The organism is Novosphingobium sp., from assembly GCF_040398825.1.
In the GTDB taxonomy this organism is placed as follows: Bacteria; Pseudomonadota; Alphaproteobacteria; order Sphingomonadales; family Sphingomonadaceae; genus Novosphingobium.
In genome coordinates, this window is record NZ_JBBATI010000039.1 from 1 (window position 1) to 22281 (window position 22281).

19 protein-coding genes and 1 CRISPR repeat array are annotated in these 22281 nt (G+C 65.8%); of the genes, 15 read left to right on the forward strand and 4 right to left on the reverse strand.

What is annotated here, in order from left to right; all coding sequences use genetic code 11:
* The first annotated feature begins 58 nt into the window (after positions 1-58).
* The 15 genes from cas1 to virB11 all read left to right on the forward strand — a co-directional run bounded on the left by cas1 (position 59) and on the right by virB11 (position 17590).
* Positions 59-646 (forward strand): type II CRISPR-associated endonuclease Cas1, encoded by a 588-nt coding sequence (cas1, locus tag ABWP89_RS15835; protein WP_353230501.1) that lies wholly within the window; start codon positions 59-61, stop codon positions 644-646.
* On the forward strand, positions 643-972 hold the full coding sequence (cas2, locus tag ABWP89_RS15840; RefSeq protein WP_212742192.1) for a CRISPR-associated endonuclease Cas2: 330 nt from the start codon (positions 643-645) through the stop codon (positions 970-972). Before cas1 ends, cas2 begins: the two co-directional genes overlap by 4 nt.
* A gap of 72 nt (positions 973-1044) precedes the next feature.
* Positions 1045-2397: a CRISPR direct-repeat array (repeat unit 36 nt; unit sequence GTCATAGCATTTCAGAAATCGCGGTCCAGCTGCAAC).
* Between the two features lie 322 nt (positions 2398-2719).
* On the forward strand, positions 2720-5185 hold the full coding sequence (locus tag ABWP89_RS15845; protein WP_353230502.1) for a TonB-dependent receptor: 2466 nt from the start codon (positions 2720-2722) through the stop codon (positions 5183-5185).
* 20 nt (positions 5186-5205) lie between these two features.
* A complete protein-coding gene (locus ABWP89_RS15850; protein WP_353230504.1) occupies positions 5206-5859 on the forward strand; it encodes an RNA polymerase sigma factor in 654 nt (217 codons plus the stop codon).
* Positions 5859-6806: a FecR family protein gene (locus ABWP89_RS15855; RefSeq protein WP_353230505.1), complete on the forward strand. Its 948-nt coding sequence runs from the start codon at positions 5859-5861 to the stop codon at positions 6804-6806. Before ABWP89_RS15850 ends, ABWP89_RS15855 begins: the two co-directional genes overlap by 1 nt.
* Before the next feature lie 190 nt (positions 6807-6996).
* Complete coding sequence (locus ABWP89_RS15860; protein ID WP_353230506.1) at positions 6997-7443, forward strand: (2Fe-2S)-binding protein; 447 nt, start codon at positions 6997-6999, stop codon at positions 7441-7443.
* 29 nt (positions 7444-7472) lie between these two features.
* Positions 7473-9659, forward strand: a complete 2187-nt coding sequence (locus tag ABWP89_RS15865; RefSeq protein WP_353230507.1) for a xanthine dehydrogenase family protein molybdopterin-binding subunit — start codon at positions 7473-7475, stop codon at positions 9657-9659.
* A 23-nt stretch (positions 9660-9682) separates the two neighbouring features.
* The gene (locus ABWP89_RS15870; RefSeq protein ID WP_353230508.1) at positions 9683-10285 is read left to right on the forward strand and encodes a lytic transglycosylase domain-containing protein; all 603 of its coding nucleotides are present in this window, start codon (positions 9683-9685) and stop codon (positions 10283-10285) included.
* 61 nt (positions 10286-10346) lie between these two features.
* Positions 10347-10649 carry a TrbC/VirB2 family protein gene (locus ABWP89_RS15875; RefSeq protein WP_353230540.1) on the forward strand — a complete coding sequence of 101 codons (303 nt, stop codon included), beginning with the start codon at positions 10347-10349 and terminating at the stop codon, positions 10647-10649.
* The gene (locus tag ABWP89_RS15880; RefSeq protein ID WP_353230509.1) at positions 10646-10930 is read left to right on the forward strand and encodes a VirB3 family type IV secretion system protein; all 285 of its coding nucleotides are present in this window, start codon (positions 10646-10648) and stop codon (positions 10928-10930) included. Before ABWP89_RS15875 ends, ABWP89_RS15880 begins: the two co-directional genes overlap by 4 nt.
* A 10-nt stretch (positions 10931-10940) precedes the next feature.
* Complete coding sequence (locus tag ABWP89_RS15885) at positions 10941-13319, forward strand: VirB4 family type IV secretion/conjugal transfer ATPase (protein ID WP_353230510.1); 2379 nt, start codon at positions 10941-10943, stop codon at positions 13317-13319.
* Entirely contained in the window at positions 13316-14512 is a 1197-nt protein-coding gene (locus ABWP89_RS15890) for a TrbL/VirB6 family protein (RefSeq protein WP_353230511.1), read from the forward strand. Before ABWP89_RS15885 ends, ABWP89_RS15890 begins: the two co-directional genes overlap by 4 nt.
* A gap of 2 nt (positions 14513-14514) precedes the next feature.
* Positions 14515-15381: a TrbG/VirB9 family P-type conjugative transfer protein gene (locus ABWP89_RS15895; RefSeq protein ID WP_353230542.1), complete on the forward strand. Its 867-nt coding sequence runs from the start codon at positions 14515-14517 to the stop codon at positions 15379-15381.
* Complete coding sequence (locus ABWP89_RS15900; RefSeq protein WP_353230512.1) at positions 15378-16556, forward strand: TrbI/VirB10 family protein; 1179 nt, start codon at positions 15378-15380, stop codon at positions 16554-16556. Before ABWP89_RS15895 ends, ABWP89_RS15900 begins: the two co-directional genes overlap by 4 nt.
* A 2-nt stretch (positions 16557-16558) precedes the next feature.
* Positions 16559-17590, forward strand: coding sequence for a P-type DNA transfer ATPase VirB11 (gene virB11, locus ABWP89_RS15905; RefSeq protein ID WP_353230514.1), 1032 nt, complete (start codon positions 16559-16561; stop codon positions 17588-17590).
* On the opposite strand, the gene ABWP89_RS15910 is transcribed toward virB11, so the two are convergent.
* From ABWP89_RS15910 to ABWP89_RS15925, 4 genes are read right to left on the reverse strand one after another with little or no spacing between them, the layout of a single operon-like run.
* On the reverse strand, positions 17559-18779 hold the full coding sequence (locus tag ABWP89_RS15910; RefSeq protein WP_353230515.1) for an ABC transporter permease: 1221 nt from the start codon (positions 18777-18779) through the stop codon (positions 17559-17561). The genes virB11 and ABWP89_RS15910 overlap by 32 nt on opposite strands.
* Positions 18779-19498: an ABC transporter ATP-binding protein gene (locus ABWP89_RS15915; RefSeq protein ID WP_353230516.1), complete on the reverse strand. Its 720-nt coding sequence runs from the start codon at positions 19496-19498 to the stop codon at positions 18779-18781. The genes ABWP89_RS15910 and ABWP89_RS15915 overlap by 1 nt, the downstream gene beginning before the upstream one ends.
* On the reverse strand, positions 19498-20838 hold the full coding sequence (locus ABWP89_RS15920) for an efflux RND transporter periplasmic adaptor subunit (protein WP_353230517.1): 1341 nt from the start codon (positions 20836-20838) through the stop codon (positions 19498-19500). The genes ABWP89_RS15915 and ABWP89_RS15920 overlap by 1 nt, the downstream gene beginning before the upstream one ends.
* A complete protein-coding gene (locus ABWP89_RS15925) occupies positions 20838-22277 on the reverse strand; it encodes an efflux transporter outer membrane subunit (RefSeq protein ID WP_353230518.1) in 1440 nt (479 codons plus the stop codon). Before ABWP89_RS15925 ends, ABWP89_RS15920 begins: the two co-directional genes overlap by 1 nt.
* Positions 22278-22281 lie beyond the last annotated feature (4 nt).

A 22281-nucleotide genomic window follows, 5' to 3' on the forward strand; every position in this document is an offset into this window, starting at 1 on the left:
GTGGTCCCCTTTTGCACGCCGATAGTGGGTCCCGTTTGGACGCCGATTGACAATCACGATGCAAGCATCGCTGTTAGCCGTGCAAGGCAAAGCGGAAGCCAATGCCCTAATGCTTATGTCTCGGCGCGTCCGCTCCGGCGATCCGGACAATTTTGAAGCTCAGGCCGCGCGCAAATACTGGCCCGCGCTCATGGGAAAAGAATTTCGCCGCGATCAGAACGCTGACGGCGCCAACGCCCTGCTGAATTATGGCTATACCGTCATGCGATCATGCGTTGCACGCTCGATCATAGGGGCCGGGCTACACCCCGCAATTGGCCTGCACCATCACAATCGGCTTAATGGCTTCGCGCTGGCTGACGATCTTGTGGAACCGTTTCGCCCTTTGGTTGATGGGCTGGTCCGGCGGATGATCGACGAAGGTATCGAATCCGTCACTCCCGAAGCTAAACAAAGGCTGGCCCGGCTGATCGGGCATGATTTGCGTCTGGGTGGGGCTATTTCGCCTGTGTCTGTTGCGACCCAACGCCTTGCTCAATCGCTTGCCAGGAGTTTCGAAGAACGCAAATCGGCACTCGCCCTGTTCGATCCGCCTGATGCCCTTGACTGGGTGTCGCTTGGGCAGCCGGTGGGGATTGAAGCATGAACCTGAGTGGATACCGGCTGATGTGGATATTCGTCATGTTTGACCTGCCCGTGGACACAAAGGAACATGCGCGGGAAGCGACCAAATTTCGTGAGTTTTTACTCGATGAAGGCTTTGAAATGAGCCAGTTTTCGATCTATGCTCGATTTTGTAATGGCAAAGAACACTACGAGACTTACCTTCGGCGAATCGAGGCGCATCTTCCCGAACGCGGGGAGATTCATGTGCTCAATTTTACCGACAAGCAGTATGAAAACATTATCCGGTTTTCGAGTCAGAGCCGCCAACGGCAACGAAAAAATCCGGATCAGCTCGCCATGTTCTGACGATTCGCTGCATTTTTGCGGTGACGGATGGGAGCTTTTCCAGTTTCAATTCAACTGGTTAGGCCCCCATCTGTCATAGCATTTCAGAAATCGCGGTCCAGCTGCAACAAGATCGATGACGGGCCAATGGTGATACCAGTCATAGCATTTCAGAAATCGCGGTCCAGCTGCAACCGACAGCAAATCGGACAAGTTGATTGAACCGTCATAGCATTTCAGAAATCGCGGTCCAGCTGCAACGACAGGTCCGCCCGCGACAGGTCCGCCCCCGTCATAGCATTTCAGAAATCGCGGTCCAGCTGCAACGGCCATGGCTGCCTCATTGCGCGAAGGCCGGTCATAGCATTTCAGAAATCGCGGTCCAGCTGCAACATGATGCGCAACGTCCAAAAGGGCGGCGCGGTCATAGCATTTCAGAAATCGCGGTCCAGCTGCAACGCCCATCACCTTCGCCGTGCCATTCATCAGTCATAGCATTTCAGAAATCGCGGTCCAGCTGCAACCCGGCATGCACCGATATATGCAACATCGCCGTCATAGCATTTCAGAAATCGCGGTCCAGCTGCAACGAACCGCCGCCCGCACCAGCACCAGACAGCGTCATAGCATTTCAGAAATCGCGGTCCAGCTGCAACGTAAATGCGCGGTCGATCACCAGCCGGTTGGTCATAGCATTTCAGAAATCGCGGTCCAGCTGCAACCCACCGGGATACCGCGCGGCTGGCGCCGGTGTCATAGCATTTCAGAAATCGCGGTCCAGCTGCAACTACCCTAGCGCGCCCCAACGCGTACGACCGGTCATAGCATTTCAGAAATCGCGGTCCAGCTGCAACGGCGGGGCTTCGCGTAAGCTTTTCTCGAAGTCATAGCATTTCAGAAATCGCGGTCCAGCTGCAACCATCACCACCGGCGCCACCGCGATCAACGAGTCATAGCATTTCAGAAATCGCGGTCCAGCTGCAACATGGTCGCCCATCCGCCATGCACGCGCCTTTGTCATAGCATTTCAGAAATCGCGGTCCAGCTGCAACGTACAACGATCAGGGCAACGCCATGATCGAGTCATAGCATTTCAGAAATCGCGGTCCAGCTGCAACTTTTTGGGCGCAGACCACTTCGTCCACTGCGTCATAGCATTTCAGAAATCGCGGTCCAGCTGCAACCAAATATGGGACGTTGTGAATGATCCCGTGGTCATAGCATTTCAGAAATCGCGGTCCAGCTGCAACCCGCGCGCCCCGCGTGCCCGATTTACAAGGTCATAGCATTTCAGAAATCGCGGTCCAGCTGCAACCCGATCAGGATGTTGTCGCGTGTGGCAAGGGTCATAGCATTTCAGAAATCGCGGTCCAGCTGCAACCTCCACCAAATCGCCCGCAGGCTCGGTATGTCATAGCATTTCAGAAATCGCGGTCCAGCTGCAACCCTTTGCGGGGGGGGGGGGCATCGCCAATCATAGGATCTGAGAAATCATACGCAGCCATGCGAAGCCTGGGCCTGTCTACGCGAGGACGAACAACTACGGACGGGTTTATTCCACCCGTTTGAACTGCCAACCACAAGCCACCCGATAATGGATGATGATCGGCGTGCGGCGCCGCCGGCGCGCCGATACGGCATGACTGGGGTCGATGCCGATTGATTCCGTCGTACCAGCGCTGCGGGTTGTCGTGCGGGCCACGGGCGGCCTATCGACAAGCCGGAATGGCCATGCGACTGCGGCCGGATTGGTGGGGTGAAATTGCCGATGGTTGAACGCACAATCGATTGCGCGCGCATGGCTGTGGCGGTGCTGGCATTGGCCATCGCCGTGGCGGAGCCAGCCGCCGTACTGGCGCAACCGGTGCCGCCCGGCCAGGCCGATTTTCCCGCCGCGCCGCTGCCCGATGCATTGCGGCAGATCGCCGCGCGGTTTGGCGTGTCGGTCGGGGCCGAAGGGCCCCTGCCGGCGATCATGACCCGGCCGGTGCATCATGCCCGCAGCGCGGCAGAGGCGCTGGCCCGCATGCTGGACCACAGTGGCTATGTCGCGCACCAGATCGGGCCCGGGCTATGGCGGATAGAGGTTGTGCAGGCCGCGCGCGCCGTGCCCCCGCATGACGATCGACGCCCGGCGCCGGCGCCCGCCACCGTCGCGGCGGGCGACATTGTGGTGACGGCGACGAAAACCTCCAGCCGCGTGGGCGTGCTGCCGCGCGCCATTTCGGTCGTGCAGTTCGGGGTTGATGATCAGGGTCTGCCGGCCAATGCCAGCAGCACCGTGGCGCACGGCACCGACGGTCTGGTGCTGACCGCACTGGGCGCGGGAAACAACCGCATGTTCCTGCGCGGGGTGGCCGACAGCCCGCTGAATGGTTCCAGCCAGTCACCGGTGGCCGTGCTGGTCGATGGCGGCCGGCTGACCTTTTCGGCGCCCGACCCCGATCTGCGGCTGGTCGATGTCGAACGCGTCGAACTGCTGAAAGGGCCGCAGGGATCGTTGTATGGCACCGGCGTGCTGGGCGGGATTTACCAGGTTGTCGCGCGTCCGGCGCGGCTTGACCGGATCGAGGCGATGGTATCGGCCGGGGCCACGGTCAGGGCGAACGGCGGGGCGGGGCCGGTCGGATCGGCGATGATCAATCTGCCGATCGTGCGCGACCGGGTCGGCCTGCGGCTGGTCGGCTATGGCGAACGCGATCCGGGCTGGATCAACACCGGCATCCGCCACGACACCAACCGGGCGACGGTGTCGGGGGCGCGCGCGGATCTGGGGATAGCGCCCGGGCCCGGCTGGCGCATCGATATTTCGGGGCTGGCGCAGCGTATCCGCACCAGTGACAGCCAATATGTCTATGCCCCGGGCACGCGGGGCCGCCCCGATCAGCAGGCCGAACCGCACCTGACCGAAATCGCGCATGCGGCGTTCCGGCTGAGCGGCACAATCGGGGGCGTGCGGGTCGACGCGCTGTCGGGCTATACCTGGCATCGTCTGCGCGCCACGCTGGATGCCACGGTCGGCGCCACCGCACTGGGCGCCGCGCTGGGCATCGACAGCCCGGCCCTGTTCAACGATAACCGGCAGTTCCGGATGTGGGAAAGTGAACTGCGGCTGTCGGGACAGCTGGCCGGCGTGCGCTGGCTGATCGGCGCGGCGCATACCGAATCGCGCGATCACCAGTTGCGCGACCTGACCGGCACCACCGGTGGTGGCGGACCGGGTGGCGGGGACAACGCGGTAACCGGCGACGCGGCAGAACCGCTGGCCCTGGTCGCGGCCGCACCGCTGGTTGCCGCGGCCACAGCCGAGGATGTCGCGGTCGACGTCAGTTTTCGCAACGCGTTTGATACCGGCGCCTTTGCCACGGTTACCCTGCCGATCACGCGCCACGTGGATATCGAAGGCGGCGCGCGCGCGTTTGTCAGCGTGCAGGAGGTGCAGCGCACGGTCGAGGAGGTATCCGGCCAGCAGCGCACCATAAAACGCGGCATTAGCCCGGCCGGCGCGATCAGCTGGCACCCGCGCGCAGGGCGGCTGGTGTTCGTGCGCTATGGTCAGGCCTTTCGCCAGGGTGGCCTGACGTTTGGCGAGGACGGCCAGGTCAGCGCCTTTGCCGGCGACCGGCTGGCCACGCTCGAGGCCGGCTGGCGTGAGGATCTGGGCAGGCTGACGTTGAATGCCGGGGGCTTTGTCACCTGGTGGAACGACATGCAGGCCGACCTGCTGGAAACCACCGGCCTGGTCGAAACCCGCAACGTTGGCCGGGCGCGAATCACCGGCGCGGAACTGGGCATGACCGTGCGACTGGCGCATGACTGGCAAATCAGCCTGGGCGGCACTGTGCAGCACGCGCGGCTGGTGGCCGATGCCGCCGGCGTGGCACTGACCAATGCACATTTGCCGATCATTCCCGATCATGCGGTGCGCGCCGGGCTCGATCATGGCTTTGCCCTGCTGGGCGGGCAGGGGCATGTGCGGCTGTCGCTGCGCTGGCTGGGCCCGGCGCGGCTGAGCTTTGATCCGAAACTGGACCAGCCGACCGGCAATGTGCTGGAAACCGCGCTGGCCGCATCACTGCGGTGGGGGCGCACCTGCCTGTCGCTGGCGATCGACAACCCGCTGAACCGCGCGGGCAACACCTTTGCCTATGGCAATCCGTTCCGGCTGGCGACGCCGCAGTACACCCCGCAGGCGCCTGTGCGCGCCACCGCGATGCTGGCCTATCGTTTTTGAATGATGGGAAACATCGTCTGATGAACGCCGGGGCGGACGTTGCAGCGGATGGGGGCGCGGCGCAGGCGGCGGATTCCGGGTTGTATGCCGTGTTTGCCGCCGAACGCGCGGCGCTGGCGCGGTTTTTGCGCGCGCGCTGTGCCGATCCGGCCGATGCGGATGACCTGTTGCAGGATCTGTGGGTCAGGATCGGCACCGCCACACCCGGCCCGGTGGGCAATGCCCGCGCCTATCTGTTTCGCATGGCCAACAATCTGGTGCTGGATGCGCGGCGTGCCCGCCAGCGCGGCATGGCGCGCGATCGCGGCTGGCTGGGCGCCGACGGGCATGAGGTTGTCACGCCCGAACTGCGCGCTGATCCGGCACCCGATGCCGAAGCCCGACTGGCACGCGAACAGGAATTGCGGCTGTTGCATGCGGCGATCGATGGCTTGCCCGCCGGGGCAGGCCGTGCGCTGCGCTTGCACCGGATCGACGGCCTGCCACAGGCAGAGGTGGCACAGATCATGGGCATCAGCCGCAGCGGGGTTGAAAAGCATTTGGCCGTGGCGCTGCGCCATTTGCGCGTCAGCCTGCATTTGCTGGTTAACGCGGACTGCGGATCGGATGCCACGGCGGCGTCTGCCATCACTGGACACCGCGGGCCAAATGCCCCCGGCAAGGACCAATCGTGATGACCGGTTTTGATTCCCACCCCGCAGACATGGTTACCCGGGCCGCGCAATGGCACGTGGAAAGCGCCGGTGATGCCATGGATTGGGATGCCTTTACGCTATGGCTGGAGGCTGATCCGCGCCACCGCGCCTGTTATGACGAAATTGCGCTGGCCGATGCGCTGGTGGCCGACCATGCCGCCGATCTTGCCATTCCCGCCGTTATGCCGGCCGAACCGGCGCGCGCGCAGACCCGCCGCTGGACGCGCCGCTGGTCCTGGGTTGCCGCCGGTGTCGCGGCCGCTGCGTCGCTGGCGCTGGTCGTGATCATGCCGGGCTGGCGCACAGACGCGCCGCAGGTGACGGTTGCCGGCGACAGCGCCCGCATGGTCGCGCTGGCCGATGGATCGCGCGTGACGCTGGCACCCCACAGCCGGCTGACCGTCGCGGGCGATCAGCTTGCGCTGAACGGAGAGGCGCATTTCGCCATCCGCCACGATCCGTCGCGCGTCCTGCGCGTGGCTGCCGGGCCGCTGACCATCACCGATATCGGCACCGTGTTCGATGTTGCCACCGGCCAGTCCGCTGTGCGCATCGCGGTCAGCGAAGGCAAAGTTGCGGTGCACGGCGCCGCCGGTGCCGACGCCGTCGAGCTTGGCCAGGGCGATGGCCTGATCCATGGCGATGGCGGCGACATGCGCCAGGTGCCCGGCGCCGGACTGGGCCTGGCCGGCTGGGCCAGCGGATCGCTCAGCTATGCCGCTGCGCCGCTGCCGCTGGTGGCCGAGGATATTGCGCGGCTGACCGGCACCGTGCTGACGGTATCGTCCGCGTTGCGCGGGCGGCGCTTTTCCGGGTCGCTATCGGTCGCGCCGGGGGCACACACCGCCCGTGATCTGGCCACGATCATGAACCTGCGGCTGGTGACCAGCGGCAAGACGGCCGTGCTCGAACCAGCACAACGCTGACAGTCGCGCCGCCCACCATGTCGCCCCCGCCGGCTGCGACATGGTTTCTTTACCTTAAGATCGATTGAAGATTCTTTTGAAGGGATCGGGATGCCAACTGCGGATCGGCAGTGTCGGCGGCGTCATAGATGCTGACAGCGCAATCGATTGGTCCCGCGCAAGGCGGGCCAGCAATCCGGGGTGAGCGGTAATGGCAACAACAGTCAATCTCACGGTCAATGGCACGGCGCGGACGGTCACCGTCGACAGCCTCGACACGCCGCTGCTGTGGGTCCTGCGCGATACGCTGGGGCTGACCGGTACGAAATACGGCTGCGGCGTGGAAATCTGCGGCGCCTGCATGGTCATCGCCAATGGCCAGGCGATCAAGACCTGTGACACCAGCGTGGGCGAAGTGGCCGGCGGCACGATCATGACGGTCGAAGGGCTGGCCAACGATGTCCAGGGCAAAAAGGCGCAGGCCGCCTGGGTCGCCGCGCAAGTGCCGCAGTGCGGTTATTGCCAGTCGGGATTCCTGATGGCCACGGTCGCGGCGATGAAGGCCGGCCATCACGGCAGCCAGATTGCCGGTGAATTGAGCAATGTCTGCTTGTGCGGGACCTATCCGCGCATCGCCAAGGCGATCAGCACGCTTTAAAAAATCCTTCGGTTTCAGGGGACCCTGCCATGGACGATGTTTCGGGTAACACCATCAACCGCCGCGGTTTCATTGCCGGGGGCACCGCGGCGGCGGCGGCAACCGCGCTGGTCGTGCCGCTGGTGGTGCAATCATCGGCCAATCTGGCCGGCACCAGCACCGTGATCAAACCCGGGCTGTTGCCCGCGCCTGGCACGCCGCTGGGCGCCTATCTGAAAATCGACAGCAACGATGTGGTCACCGTGGTGATCGGGCCGACCGAAATGGGCCAGGGCATCATGTCGGGCCTGGCGCAACTGGCCGCCGCCGAACTTGGCGTGAACTGGAGCCAGGTGCAGGCCGAACATTCGGTAACAACCGCCGCCAATGTCGCCAGCTATGCCAATCCGCTGTTCCATGCGCAGGTGACCGGCGGCAGCACCAGCATGCGCGGCTGGTACGCGCCAATGCGGCAGGCGGCGGCACAGGCGCGCGCGCTGCTGCTGCAGGCCGCCGGAAAGCTGTACGGCGGCACCTGGAACCTGGCGCCCGGCGGCAAAGTCGTCAAAAACGGGGTCTATCACAGCTTTGGCGAACTGGTGGCGACCGCCGCCACGCTGCCATCGCCTGGCACGCAAGCGATGATGGATCCGCTGAAATTTATCGGCCGGGTGGTGCCACGGCTGGATATCCCGGCCAAAGTGAACGGCAGCGCAGTGTTTGGCATCGATGTGGTGCTGCCGGGCATGGTCTATGCGACCTCGGTCCACTGCCCGACGCTGGGCGGCACCGTGCAAACGATGCCCAAAACCGCCAACGGGGCAAAGCTGGTCAATCTAAAAACCGCGGTGGGCGTGGTCGCCGCCAGCACCCATGCGGCATTCAGCGCGGCACAGGGCCTGGGCCGCAGCGTGGTGTGGACGCTGCCGGCCAATCTGGCGCTGATCGACACCGCCAGCATCTATGCCGCGGGCGCAGCGCTGCTGACATCGGCCAGCGCGGCGGCGCAAGCGGCCGAAACCACCGGCGATGCGGCCAAGGCGCTGGGCGTGGCAAAGACCACGATCGACGCGACTTATACGCTGCCGATGCTGGCACACACGTATCTTGAAGTGATCAATTGCACGGTGAACCCGACTTATGTCGCAGGCGTGCTGAAATCGGTCGAGCTGTGGGTGCCGACCCAGGCGCAGGCGTTTGTGCTGCCGACGGTGGCCGCGCTGACCGGCCTGCCGATCACCGCCATCACCGTCCACACCCCCTATATCGGCAGCGGATTCGGGCGGAAGATCGAACAGGATTACGTGACCGAAGCGGTGCTGATCGCGCTGGCCGTGGCCGGCCCGGTCAAGCTGACGTGGAGCCGCCCGCAGGATTTCACCAACGACAAATACCGCCCCGGCGCGCAGATCCGCGTGCGGCTGGGCGCCGATGGCAGTGCCAATCCGACCGCGCTGGTCTATCGCAACGTGTCACCATCGATCAGCGGCCAACGCAATCCCAACAATCCCGAAGACACCGGTGCGGTGGCCGGCGCGGTCGGGCTGCCCTATGACATTGCCAACCGCCAGATTGAATTCGTGCCCAACCCTTGCGCCATTCCGCTGGGCTATTGGCGTTCGGTCGGGGAAAGCTACAACACCTTTGCGATCGAAAGCGCGATCGATGAACTGGCGCTGGCGCTGAAAGTCGATCCGCTGACGTTTCGACGGACACATCTGGCGGGCGATGCGCGTGCGCTGGGCGTGGTCAATGCGGTGGCGACCCTGGCCAACTGGGGCCATCCGGCCGCTGGCAATGCGCAAGGGCTGGCGTTCCTCAAAGGGTTCGGCAGCTATATCGCGGTCATTGCCGAGGTTGCCAAATCTGGCACCACCTTGCGCGTGGCCAAGCTGTCGGTGGCGATCGATTGCGGCGTGGTGGTCAACCCGGATTCGGTGGCCGCACAGCTGGAAGGCGGGCTGATCCACGGCATGGCGGCAACCCTGTGGCAACAGGCGACCTTTACCAAGGGCGTGCCGACCGCCAGCAATTTCAACCGCTATCGCGTCGCCCGGCTCAGCGATGTGCCCGCGATCGCCACGACGATCGTTTCCAGCACGGCCGACCCGGGCGGGGTGGGTGAAACCGGCGTGCCCTGTGTGGCACCCGCGATTGCCAATGCCTGGGCGCGACTGACCGGTGTCCGGCAGCGGACCCTGCCGTTTTTCCCCGGTTCGACGATGAGCGACGGGTGATCACGGCGGCGCATGGTTGAACGATGACCGGCAGATTGGCCACATTGCTGATCGCGACCCTGCTGGCCTTGCCGGCGGGGTCGGCGCGTGCCGATGTGTTTGAATTTGCCGCTGATGGCGGGTTTGCCCGCGTCGATCGTACCGACGCGGCGGTCCCGGGTAGCCGTGCTGCGCCGGTATCGGCCGACCAGCTGGATGTGCTGACCGGGCCGGCGCGTGCGCGCACAATCCTGGCGGCGATCACCACGCTGGCGCAGCGGCACCGCCTGAACCCGGCACTGGTCGAGGCAGTGGCCTGGGAAGAATCGCGGCTACATCCCGGCGCACTGTCGCCCAAAGGCGCGATCGGCGTGATGCAGCTGATGCCCGTAACTGCCGCGCGCATGGGCATCAATCCCTATGACTGGCACACCAATGTGTCGGGCGGCGTTATGCTACTGGCCAGCCTGATGCGCCGCTATGACAACGATCTGATCAAGACGCTGGCCGCCTATAACGCGGGCACTGCGGCGGTCGACCGTTATCGCGGTGTCCCGCCGTGGAAGGAAACCCGCGCCTATGTCGCCGCCATTCTGGAACGGCTGGCCAATCGTGCCGTACAAAACACCGCAAGTTCTGAAGGATAGCGAGACGACAATGCTGCACATCCCGTCCCACCCGTTGCGCGCCGCAGGCGCGGCGCTGACCATGATGCTGTCGGGCGCGCAGACCGCCTTTGCCCAGGTCGTGATGGCGCCGGCCTCCACGGTGCAGGCCAATCCGGCCGGATCAGGCCCGATCAACGCCGCGCTGGGCTGGGTCGAAGGCACCTTGCTGGGGTCGCTGGCGACCACCGCAGCGGTGATCGCGGTGGCCGTGGTCGGGCTGATGATGCTGACCGGGCGGATCGACTGGCGCCGCGGGCTGACCGTCATCCTGGGCGCGTTCATCCTGTTTGGTGCGGCCACCATCGTCGCCGGCATTCGCGGCGCGGCCGGCGGCGCACCATGACCGCACTGCCCGCAGACCCGTTGTTTGGCGCACTCACCCGGCCCCAGATGGTCGCCGGGGTGACGTACAGCTATGCCGTGTTCAATCTGATCGTGACGATCGAACTGTTCCTGATGACCCACCGCTTTGCCGTGCTGTTGCTGGCGCTGGTCATCCATGCCGCCGGGGTAATGGGGTGCCTGCGCGATCCGCGCATTTTCGACCTGTGGATCACCCGCGTCAGCCGCTGCCCGCGTGTCCGGAATTTCGGTTTCTGGTCAGCCAATTCCTATTCGCCGTGATTGGCCGGCGATGACAGCCACGACAACGGGATATGGCTTTGGCGCCAGGCTGGCGTCGCGCGAAACGCCGGTGGGCAAGCATCTGCCCTATGCGTGGCATTTTGATCGCGACACGGTGATCTGCCGCGACGGAACGCTGTTGCAAGTGGTCGAGGTTGAAGGGTTCGCGGGCGAAACCGCCGATGACGCCGACATCGTCTATCGCAAGCAATTGCGCGAAACGCTGTTGCGCAGCATCGCCGATTCGCGGCTGGGGCTGTATCACCATATCATTCGCCGCCCGGTCAGCGTGGCCAGCGCGGGCGGGCATAGCGATCCGTTCTGCCAGCTGCTGGATACGCGTTGGCACGCCGCGCTGGGCGCGCGCGGGCTGTTCCGCAACACCCATTTCCTGACCCTGGTGCAGCGCCCGCTGCGCGGCGGAGTCGGCTGGATTGACCGCCTGTGGCGCGCCAGCCGTGACAACGCGGCGGTGCAGCGCGAAGATCTGCGCCGCATGCAGGCCGCGCGCGAGGCGGTGCTGGCCACGCTCGCCCCCTATCGCGCGCGTGCATTGGGCGTGATCCGCGATGACGCGGGTGAGGCATCGGAAATCGCCAGTTTCCTGGCGCTGCTGCTGGGCGGCGATGTGCGCCGCGTGGCCACCAGTGCCGAAGACATCGGCATGCAGATCCCCGATCGGCGGCTGACCTTCGGGCTGGAAGCGATGGAGATCGGTGCGGGCAACGGCGCCCCGCGCCATTATGCGGCAATGGTCTCGCTCAAGGATTACCCCGCGCTGTCGGCCCCCGGCATGCTGGATGCGATCACCCGGCTGCCGCACCAGATGGTGCTGAGCGAAAGTTTCGCGTTCATGGAACGGCAGGCCGCGCTGGGCCGGATGGGCACCGCGCTGCGCCGGTTGCGCGCGGCCGAAGACGATGCCTGGTCGCTGCGCGAAGAACTGGCCGCCGCGCGCGACGATGTCGGCGCGGGCCGCGCCGCGTTTGGCGAACACCATCTGACCGTGCTGGTACGCGCGCCGGATCTGGCCGCGCTCGACAGCGCGGTGGCCGATGTCCAGGCCGCGCTGGGCGAAGCCGGCGGGGTCGGCGTGCGTGAGGATATCAATCTGGAACCGGCGTTCTGGGCACAGTTTCCCGCCAATTTTGCCTATGTCGCGCGCAAAGCGATGATTTCCGCCGCCAATTTCGCCAGCTTTGCCGCGTTTCATGATGCCCCCGCCGGCTCTGCCACCGACAACCATTGGGGCGCGGCGCTGGCCGTGTTGGAAACCACCGCCGACACACCCTATTACCTTAACCTGCACCACGGCGATCTGGGCAATTTTACCGTGATCGGCCCGAGCGGTTCGGGCAAGACCGTGCTGTTGACGTTCCTGATGGCGCAGGCGCAAAAATATGCCCCGCGCATCGTGTTTTTTGACAAGGACCGCGGCGGCGAACCGTTCATCCGCGCGGCACGCGGTACCTATCATCGGCTGGTATCGGGCGGTGACACCGGTTTCAATCCGCTGCTGCTGCCCGATACCCCGGGGCATCGCGCGTTTTTGCGTGAATGGCTGGCGGTGCTGCTGGGCGGCGGCGATCTGCTGGATGTCGAAGAAATCGCGGTGATCGCCGATGCGATCGATGCCAATTATGATCAGCCGGTGGCGCTTCGCCGCTTGCGGTACTTGCGCGAAATGCTGGCCGGGGCGCGGGTGCCGCGCGCCGGCGATCTGAGCGCGCGGTTGCGTCCGTGGCTGGGCGACGGCGAACACGCCTGGCTGTTCGACAATGACGCCGACAGCCTGGATTTCGATGCGGCCGTTGCCGGGTTTGACATGACCGAATTGCTCGACAATCCGGTCTTGCGCACGCCGACCATGCTGTACCTGTTCCACCGTATCGAACAGGTGCTGGATGGCCAACCGACGATGATCGTGATCGACGAAGGGTGGAAGGCGCTGGACGACGATGTGTTCGCCCGGCGGCTGAAGGACTGGAACAAGACCATCCGCAAACGCAACGGCGTGGTCGGTTTCTGCACCCAAAGCGCCAGCGATGCGCTCGACAGCCGGATTTCGGGCGCGATCATCGAACAGGCGGCGACACAGTTCTTCCTGCCCAATCCCAAGGCGCGGCCTGAGGATTATATTGCCGGGTTCGGGCTGACCGCGCACGAATTCGCGCTGGTGCGCAGCCTGCCGGACACTGCGCGCTGCATGCTGGTCAAACGCCCGGATCACAGCGCGGTTGTCCGGCTCGACCTGACAGGCCTGGAAGACCTGATCCCGGTGTTGTCGGGAACCGAACGTTCGGTACGCATGCTCGATGGCCTGCGCGAAGAGCTTGGCGATGACCCGCAGGACTGGTTGGCGCCATTTATCGCAGGTGCACGCCGATGATGACCTGCCCCGGCCCTGCCGATAGCCTGGGCGCCGTGCGCGGCGTGCTGGGATCGGTTGATTGCCAGGTCGAAGGCTATGCCAAGGCGGCCTATCTGGCGCTGTCCGGCCCGCAATCGTTCTTTCCCGTCGCGCTGACCAGCCTGCTGGTGATCTATGTCGCGCTGATCGGGTTTCGCATGATGCTGGGCATCGGCCAGACCCGCGTGATCGATGCCCCGCTGATCGCGCTGAAACTGGGCATCGTGCTCAGCCTGGTGTTCAACTGGTCGCTGTTTGAAACGCTGGTGTTCAATCTGGCCGCCGATGCGCCGTATGAAGTCGCAAAAGCGGTGTCCGAACCGCTGCGCGCCAGCGGTTCATCGCTCACCGCCGATCCGCTGGCCGGGCTGCAGTCGCTGTATGACGAATTGGGCACCGATGCCGAAGACCTGGGGCACAAGGCCGGGCCCAATCCGGTGCTGTTGCAAGGGGGAGAGGCGCTTGCCTCGCAAAAGCTGTGGACCGCGCAATCGACGCTGTTCATCAGCACTGCCGGCGTGCTGGCGATGGCGATGATTGCGGTCGGCATCCTGACCGCGCTGGGCCCGCTGTTCATCGCGCTGGCGCTGCTGGCGGAAACTGCGGGGCTGTTCTGGGGCTGGTTGCGTGCGCTGGTGGGTGTCGCGCTGATACCGCTGCTGTGCTGGACGACGACGATGATCCTGCTGGTGACGGCCGAGCCGTGGGCGCAGGATCTGGCCAGCGGCCGCGCCAGCGGGCATATCCGCCTGGCCACGGTCGATACGCTCAGCCTGATCGTGTTCGTGTTTGCCGCAGCGCAGGCCGCGCTGACCGCGGCGGGCCTGGCCATTGCCGGCGGGCTGGGCATGCCCCGGCGCGGCGGATCGCGCGGGACCACGAAACGGGGCGACGTGATCATGGGCGACGGCCCTGCGCCAGCGGCAATGGGCGCGATGTCGCGCGCCGACCGCCTGGCGCTGACACTGGGCGCGGCGGGTGGGGGGCGCCGACGCGGTGGCAGTGAGCCGGGCACGGTGCGGATAGACGCGGCCAGCGGGGCGACGCTGTCGCCGCAAACCAGTGCAACACCGGATGGCGCAGCGCCGCGCGCGGGCGACGCCTATTGGCGCAACGCCCATTTGCGCAGCGGCAGCAGCGCCGCCGCGCGCAAGACGAGGAAGCGACCGTGACCATGCGCTGCAATCCCCTTTGGCCATCGGCAGGGCTGGCGCTGATGCTGGGACTGGCAACGCCGGCACCGGCCGCCAGCGCGAACCCGCCGCATCCCGTTGCGGCGGTCGATCCACGCGTGCAAGTGGTCGAATATGCCCCGGACATGATCGTGCCGCTGGCGACCACCCCCGGTTTTGCCGTCACCATCGATTTCGGTGATGATGAAAAGGTGGAAACGGTGTCGATCGGTGACAGCACCGATTGGCAGATTTCGCCCAACCGCCGTGCCAATCTGCTGTTTGTAAAGCCGATGTCGGCCCCGGCGGCGACCAACATGACCGTGGTGACCAATGCCCGTGTCTATTACTTCGCGCTAACAGCAGCGCTGCAACGGCGTGGTGTAATGCCTGGCGGGCAGGTGTTCGCGCTGCATTTCGTCCACGCCGCCCCGGTTACGCTGACCGCCAAACCCGATACCCCGACCGATTCCCAGCCGGCTGCGCCCACGCCAGCCAGCCCGCGCGCGGTCAACGCCGCCTACAGCTATGACGGATCGCGCGAAGTCCTGCCGCTGCGCGTGTTTGACGATGGCAAGGCGACCTATTTCCAGTTTGCCGAGGCGATGGATCTGCCCGCGATCTTTCCGCGCGAACGCGATGGTGCGCTGGCGGTCGCCAATCTGGCCACCCGCGACGGCTATGTGGTGGTCGACCGGCTGGCGGCAGTGTTTGAATTGCGGCGGGGCAAGCTGGTGACGCGCGTCTACAACGATGCCTTTCATCCCGACGTGGCCGCCGGATCGACGCTGGTTCCGCACCGGGGAAAGCGTGAACGGGACAAGCAGGGCAAGACCGAGCGCGCGCCTGCACCGGAGGCAAAGCCATGACCAATCCCCTGCAGCCGGGTGGCGATCCATCGCCCTTTGTCGGACCGCAAGCCTGGCCGCCGTCGCTGGTCGCGCGCAAACCGTCGTTGGCGCTGCCGATCATGGGCGGGCTGGCCGTGGTGGTGCTGGGGACGATGGTGTTTCTCGGCCTTAACGGCGCGCGCACCACCACCGATCCGGGGCAAGCGCAGGTTGCCGGCCAGGTCCGCAGCGCCATGCCCGGCGCCGGGCCAGGCGGTTCAGCCGATCTGGCGGCAAGTGGCATGGGCCAGGCCCCGGCCGTGTTGATGCCCGGACTTGGCGGCACGGGTGCCCAGGCCGGCGCAACCCCCTTTTCCATCGGGCAAGGCGGCAGTGCAGAGCCGGCCGGATCAGCCGTCATGCCGGGCACCATGCCCGCGACCGCGCCCGACGCAGCGACGCAACGCTATCACGGCCCGCTGGTGGTGGTCGACATGGGCGGCAATGCGGCCGCAGCGGCAGGGCTGTTGAATGCGAACGCCGGCGGCGCACAGACCCATACCGCCACCGCAGCGGAACACGGCGGGCAGACCGGATTGAGCACCCAGTTGGGTGGCGGTGCCACATCCGTCACGCCCAGCCGGATGGCCGATACCGCGCGGATCGCGCCGCAGGGCACGATCATCCCGGCCGTGCTGGAAACCGGGATCAATTCCGACCTGCCGGGGTTTGTGCGCGCGATCGTTGGCCGCGATGTGCGCGGGTATGATGGCACCACCGTGCTGATCCCGCGCGGCACCCGGTTGATCGGGCAATACCGCAATGGCGTGGCAATCGGGCAATCGCGCGCGTTTGTGGTGTGGTCCCGGCTGATCACGCCGGCTGGCCTGTCGGTCGATATCGAATCGCCGGGCACCGACAGCGTCGGTCAAAGCGGGATTACCGGCGAAACCCACACGCATTTTTTCCGCCGGTTCGGCAATGCGATCCTGCTGTCGGTGCTCAACGCCGCGTTGCAGGCCGGGGCGAACAGCACCGGGTCTGGCGCGACGTCGATCGTGATCGGATCGCAGGCGCAGGCAACCAACGTGGCCACGCTGGCGCTGCAAAAGGAAATCGACATTCCGCCGACGGTGATCGTGCATCCCGGCACGCCGATCCAGGTGTTCGTGGCGCGCGATCTGGATTTTACCGGCGTCGCGGAAAAGCGCTGAGCGTGGACGGGGTTTACCTCAGCGCCTATCTGCAGGTCCTGCGGCCGTTTCTGGATGCGCCCGGGGTCACCGATGTGTGGATCAACCGGCCGGGCGAGGTGTGGCTGGAACACCGCGACGGCGGCATCGAGCGCGTGCCCGCGCCCGATCTGACACCCAACATGCTGGACCGGCTGGCGCGGCAGATCGCCGCATCCAGCCACCAGGCGTTCAACCGCCAGCAGCCGCTGGTATCGGCCAGCCTGGATGATGGCACGCGGGTACAGATCATCGGCGAACCGGTGGTCCGGTCCGGCCCGGTGTTTGCCATCCGCCGCCATGGCATGTCCGACCGATCGCTCGATGATCTCGAACAATCCGGCCTGTTTGCGCGCGTGGGCAGCGATTCTGCTGCACAGGCCGACCGCCACCTGGCCGATCGGCTGGCGCAGGGGGATCATGGCGGGTTTCTGCGGGCGGCGGTGGCCGCGCGCAAGACGGTGGTGCTGTCGGGCGGAACCGCATCGGGCAAGACCACGCTGATGAACGCGCTGGTCAAATGTGTGCCCGGCGACGAACGGCTGGTGACGATCGAAGATGCGCCCGAATTGCAGATGGATCACGCCAATGTCGTGGCCATGGTCGCCACCCGCGGCGATGGCGGCGAAGGCCGGGTCGATGTCGAAGACCTGTTGCAGGCCGCGCTGCGCTTGCGCCCGGACCGCATCCTGCTGGGCGAATTGCGCGGGACCGAGGCGTTCAGTTTTCTGCGCGCGGTCAATTCGGGGCACCCGGGATCGATCACCACCATCCATGCCGATTCCCCGCAGGGCGCGCTGGACCAGATTGCCCTGCTGGCGCTGACGGCGCAGACCGGGGTCGGCTGGGATGCCATCCGCAGCTATATCCGCCAGGTGGTCGATGTGGTCGTGCAATTGCGCCGTATCGATGGCGTGCGCCGCGTGACCGAGGTCGCCTGGCTATCGGCAGCCGGCGCCGATGCCGGCGTGCCCGTATCTGGCGCTATTCATAGCGAAGCGCATCGATCGGATTGAGGCTCGCCGCGCGGCGAGCCGGGAAATAGCCGAACACCACGCCAATGGCGGCCGCGATCAGAAAGGCGATGACGTTGATCCGGGGCACGAACAGCCATGGCACCTGCATCAGCGGGGCAATGATCACCACCAGCAGTTGCGCCAGCGCGATGCCGATAATGCCGCCCAGGCAGGACAGCACGATCGCCTCTACCAGAAACTGCGTCAGCACTTCGTGCGCCAGCGCGCCGATGGCCAGGCGGATGCCGATTTCACGGGTGCGTTCGGTTACCGATACCAGCATGATGTTCATGATGCCGATCCCGCCGACCACCAGGCTGATCGCCGCAACCGCAGTGACAATGCCGGTCAGCAGCGTGGTCGTGCCGGTCAGCGTGGCGCTGATCTGCGCGGTGTCGAAAATGTTGAAATCATCCTGTTTGCCGCCGGTAATCTGGCGGCGTTCGCGCAACAGATCGGTCAGCGCGCTTTGCACGGCGGGGCTGTCATAGGTCTGGTCCACCCCGACCAGCATGACCCGGATATCAAGATTGCCGTTCAACCGGCGCTGCACGGTCTTGATCGGCATGATCACCACATCATCCTGATCGCCGCCGAACCCCGCCTGCCCGCGCGTCGACAGCACGCCGATCACCAGGCACGAAATGCCGTTCAGGCGGATGCGTTGCCCCAGCGGCGCGCCGGGTGCAGCGCCTTGGGTGAACAGGTTCTTGCGCACGGTATTGCCGATGATGCACACCGCCTTGCCCGCCTGTTCCTCGTCGGGTTCAAAGCCGCGCCCGGCCACCAGTGGCCAGGGCTGGATGGTGAAAAAGCCTGCTGTGGTGCCGTTGACCGTGGTGGTCCAGTTCGATCCTTCGTAAACAGCGGTGACCGCGCTGCTCGCCTGGGGCGCAATCGCGGTGATGCCGGCGATCTGGTCGCGCACGGCGGCAACGTCCTGTGCGTCGAAATTGGGTGGTTGCGGCCCGCCGCCGCCCCGGCCAAAGCCCTGCCCCGGCCGCACCAGCAGGATGTTGTTGCCCAGGCTGGCGATCTGTTTCTGCACCGCCAGCGTGGTTGCCTGACCCAGCGTGACCATGGTGACCACCGCCGCCACGCCGATGATGATGCCCAGCGTGGTCAGGAATGACCGCATCAGGTGGCGACTGATGGACCGGAACGCCAAAAGGAAGGTGGTGAACAGCATCAGGCGGCGGCCCCGACCGCTGGCCCGGGGCTGTTCTGCTGGATCCGTTCGACCAGCCCGTCCTTGAAATGAATGATCCGCCGCGCATATGCCGCCATGTCGGGCTCGTGCGTGACCATCACCACGGTGATGCCGCTGATACGGTTGAGATCGGTCAGCAACCGCATGATTTCAACCGAACGTTCGCTGTCAAGATTGCCGGTCGGCTCGTCAGCCAGCAGCAGTTCGGGACTGGTGACCAGCGCGCGGGCAATCGCCACCCGCTGTTGTTGCCCGCCCGACAGTTCTGCCGGGGTGTGGCCCGCCCATTCGGTCAGCCCGACCTTGCCCAGCGCGGCCAGCGACAATTCCCGCCGCTGGTCGCGTCCGTCGCCGCGGTAGATCAGCGGCAGTTCGACATTTTCCAGGGCCGAGGTGCGCGCCAGCAGATTGTAGCCCTGAAACACAAACCCCAGGTAGCGCCGCCGCAGCAGCGCGCGCTGGTCGCGGTTCAGCGCGCCGACATCGTGGCCCTTGAACAGATAGTGCCCGCCGGTCGGCACATCGAGACAGCCCAGGATGTTCATCGTGGTCGATTTGCCCGACCCCGATGCGCCCATGATCGCCACGAAATCGCCCTGGGTGACCGCCATGTCGATGCCCTTCAGCGCCTGAAACTGCACGTCGCCCACCCCAAAACTTTTGGTCACGCGTTTGAGCTCGATCAGCGGCGGCGGCATCAGTTGCCGCCGCTGGCCAGTTGCCCGGTGATGACCTGCATCCCGGGCTGGAGCGCGCCGCCGGTCACCTCGGTCATTGTGCCATCGGTCACGCCGGTCTGGATTTCGACAGCCCTGGCCGCACCCTTGTCGAGCACATAGACCGTCTGGCGCGCGCCTTTGCCGCGCGCCGCCACTTGCGCCTGCTGACCGCCCCGGCGCGAACGGCTGGGGATGATCGCGCTGGCGAAACCGCCAGAGCTGGCCTTGCCATCGACCGGTTTGTAGCGCAGCGCGGCGTTGGCCACCAACAGCACGTTTGGCCGGGCCTTGGTGGTGATGGTGGCGGTCGCGGTCATGCCGGGTCGCAACCGCAAGGTGGCATTGCCCACGGTCAGATTGGCATTGTACGACACCACCTGCGAACTGCTGGTGGTGCTGGCGGTCGCGGTGGCAGAGGTCGCGGTCAGATTCGACCCCAGGTCCACGCGCGAGATTGTCGCGGGAAAGCGCTCCCCCGGAAAGGCATCGACGGTAAACGTCGCCTGCTGCCCTTCCGCCACTTCGCCGACATCGGCTTCGTCCACCGCCACCGGCAATTTCATCTGCGCCAGATCCTGTGCGATCACGAACAGCGTGGGCGTGTTGAACGACGCGGCCACGGTCTGCCCCGGTTCAATCTGGCGGGTCAGCACCACGCCTTTGACCGGGGACCGGATCACGGTCTTGGTCAGGCTGGTGCTGGCCGACGACAGCACCGCGCGCGATGCCGCGACGTTGGCCACGGCGGAGGCGAGCGATGCCCGGGCGCGGCCCAATTCGGCGCGCGCGGTGGCCAGATCGGTGTCCGACGGCACTTTGCCACCCGAAATGCGGAACACCTGTTCCTGCCGCGCCAGTTGCGCGCTGTCCTGCGCCACGGTGGCCTGTGCCAGCGCGACAGAGCCCTGGTTGGCGCGCAATTGCGCCTCGCTCTGGTGGACGGTGTCGGCAAACCGCGATGGATCGATCAGCGCCAGCGGTTGCCCGGCGATGACCGGGTAATTCACATCGACCATGACTTTGGTCACCAGTCCCGACAGTTCCGACCCGACCAGGATCTGGTTGACCGGGGCGAGCCGCCCGGTCGCCGAAACGGTGACCTGCAGCGCGCCGCGGCGCACCGGCTGGCTGATATACTGGCTGGCCGGCGCTTTGCCGAAATACAGGAATGCCAGCACGACTGCGACCAGCACGATCGCCCCCACGACCACCCATTTGATCCAGCGCCGCCACCACGCCACCGGCTTTACGCCCAGAAAGGCATCGGTATCATCGGTCGCGGGTGCTGCCGGGGTCGGGGCGTCGGTTGTTTCAGCCATCAGTTGTCCTGTCCGGAAACGGCGTCCTGATCGGTCCAGCCACCGCCCAGTGCCGCGAAAAGCTGCACCAGCGCCGCCGCCCGGTCATGGCGCGCCTGCGCCACTCCGTTGCGTGCGCTGATCAAAAGGTTTTCGGTGATCAGCAGCGACGCATAATCGATCAGCCCGCTGCGATATTGCTGGCGCGCGAGCACGGCTGAATTGGTTGCGGACTGTTGCGCCAGATCGAACTGCGTTTGGCGCAAGTTGGCAGAACGCAGCGCGACCACCGCGTTTTCGGTGTCTTCAAGCGCGGTCAGCACCGTCTGTTTGTAACTGGCAAATGCACCCTCGGTCGCAGCGCGTTGCGCGCGGACCACACTGCGCAGCCGGCCGCCGTCAAAGATGGTCTGGGCCAGACTGGCAAAGGCCTGGCCCGTGATCACCGCGAACGGATTGGGGAATGTGCCCGGCCCGGTGCCGATCGTGCCACCCAGCGACAGCGCAGGATACAGCGCGGCCTGCGCCACCCCGATCCGCGCCGTGGCCGCGCCCAGCGTGCGTTCGGCCGCGCGGACATCGGGCCGCTGGCGCAGCACATCCACCGGAATGCCCAGCGCCAGGCTGGCCGGGCCGGTCGGAATCGGTTGCAGCACCGCCAGTTCGGCGCGCAAGGCCCCCGGTTCGCGCCCCAGCAGCACGCCCAGCCCGGTGATCGCCTGATTGAGGCTGCTGTCGATTTGCGGAATGGCGGCGGTGGTCTGGGCCAGCTGGCTGCGCGCCAGTTCGACATCCAGATCACCGATCAGCCCGGCCTGGCGGCGCCAGCCGGCAATCTGCAGATTGTCGGCCTGGTTGGTCTGCGCCGCCTGCGCATTGGCCAGATTGGTCTGTTGCAGGCGGACTTGCAGATAGCCCTGGGCAATGCCCGACTGCACCGTCAGCGCCACCGCGCCATAGCCAAACCGGCTGGCATCACGATCGGCCCGCGCCGCCTCGATCGCACGCGACCGGCCACCGAACAGATCGACCTGATAGGCCGCATCGACGCCCAGGGTCAGGCTGTCGCCCGACGCATTGGCGCCGGCCGGCGCGACAATCGACTGGGTGTGGGTGTAGCCGCCCGATGCCGAAACCGTCGGCACCGCGGCGCTGCGCGCCTGGACCAGCAGTTCACGCGACTGGCGCAGGCGCGACAAGGCCTGCGCGATATCAAGGTTGGCGGCGAGACCGGCCAGTTCCAGCCGCGACAGCTCCGCATCGCCGAACCGGTCCCACCAGCGGGCATTGCCGGCAGGGTCAGAACGAGCGGACGGGTCGGACACGACCGACCACGCCGGCGGCACCCCCAGCGCGGCGGGCTGCGGCGCACGGTAATCCGGCCCGGCCGCACAGCCCGACAGCGCCAGCAGCCCCGGCCCGGTGGCCAGGCCACACCACCGGATGATCCGCCGCGTCATGGCC

Excerpts from the sequence above, each read along its gene's own strand:
- ABWP89_RS15895 (WP_353230542.1), top strand. The coding sequence starts at position 14,515 with ATGCGCTGCAATCCCCTTTGGCCATCGGCAGGGCTGGCGCTGATGCTG.
- ABWP89_RS15855 (WP_353230505.1), top strand. The coding sequence starts at position 5,859 with ATGACCGGTTTTGATTCCCACCCCGCAGACATGGTTACCCGGGCCGCG.
- ABWP89_RS15865 (WP_353230507.1), top strand. The coding sequence starts at position 7,473 with ATGGACGATGTTTCGGGTAACACCATCAACCGCCGCGGTTTCATTGCC.
- ABWP89_RS15850 (WP_353230504.1), top strand. The coding sequence starts at position 5,206 with ATGAACGCCGGGGCGGACGTTGCAGCGGATGGGGGCGCGGCGCAGGCG.
- ABWP89_RS15875 (WP_353230540.1), top strand. The coding sequence starts at position 10,347 with ATGATGCTGTCGGGCGCGCAGACCGCCTTTGCCCAGGTCGTGATGGCG.
- ABWP89_RS15920 (WP_353230517.1), bottom strand. The coding sequence starts at position 20,838 with ATGGCTGAAACAACCGACGCCCCGACCCCGGCAGCACCCGCGACCGAT.
- ABWP89_RS15885 (WP_353230510.1), top strand. The coding sequence starts at position 10,941 with ATGACAGCCACGACAACGGGATATGGCTTTGGCGCCAGGCTGGCGTCG.
- cas1 (WP_353230501.1), top strand. The coding sequence starts at position 59 with ATGCAAGCATCGCTGTTAGCCGTGCAAGGCAAAGCGGAAGCCAATGCC.
- cas2 (WP_212742192.1), top strand. The coding sequence starts at position 643 with ATGAACCTGAGTGGATACCGGCTGATGTGGATATTCGTCATGTTTGAC.
- ABWP89_RS15890 (WP_353230511.1), top strand. The coding sequence starts at position 13,316 with ATGATGACCTGCCCCGGCCCTGCCGATAGCCTGGGCGCCGTGCGCGGC.
- ABWP89_RS15870 (WP_353230508.1), top strand. The coding sequence starts at position 9,683 with ATGACCGGCAGATTGGCCACATTGCTGATCGCGACCCTGCTGGCCTTG.
- ABWP89_RS15860 (WP_353230506.1), top strand. The coding sequence starts at position 6,997 with ATGGCAACAACAGTCAATCTCACGGTCAATGGCACGGCGCGGACGGTC.
- ABWP89_RS15915 (WP_353230516.1), bottom strand. The coding sequence starts at position 19,498 with ATGCCGCCGCCGCTGATCGAGCTCAAACGCGTGACCAAAAGTTTTGGG.
- ABWP89_RS15880 (WP_353230509.1), top strand. The coding sequence starts at position 10,646 with ATGACCGCACTGCCCGCAGACCCGTTGTTTGGCGCACTCACCCGGCCC.
- ABWP89_RS15925 (WP_353230518.1), bottom strand. The coding sequence starts at position 22,277 with ATGACGCGGCGGATCATCCGGTGGTGTGGCCTGGCCACCGGGCCGGGG.
- ABWP89_RS15900 (WP_353230512.1), top strand. The coding sequence starts at position 15,378 with ATGACCAATCCCCTGCAGCCGGGTGGCGATCCATCGCCCTTTGTCGGA.
- ABWP89_RS15845 (WP_353230502.1), top strand. The coding sequence starts at position 2,720 with ATGGTTGAACGCACAATCGATTGCGCGCGCATGGCTGTGGCGGTGCTG.
- ABWP89_RS15910 (WP_353230515.1), bottom strand. The coding sequence starts at position 18,779 with ATGCTGTTCACCACCTTCCTTTTGGCGTTCCGGTCCATCAGTCGCCAC.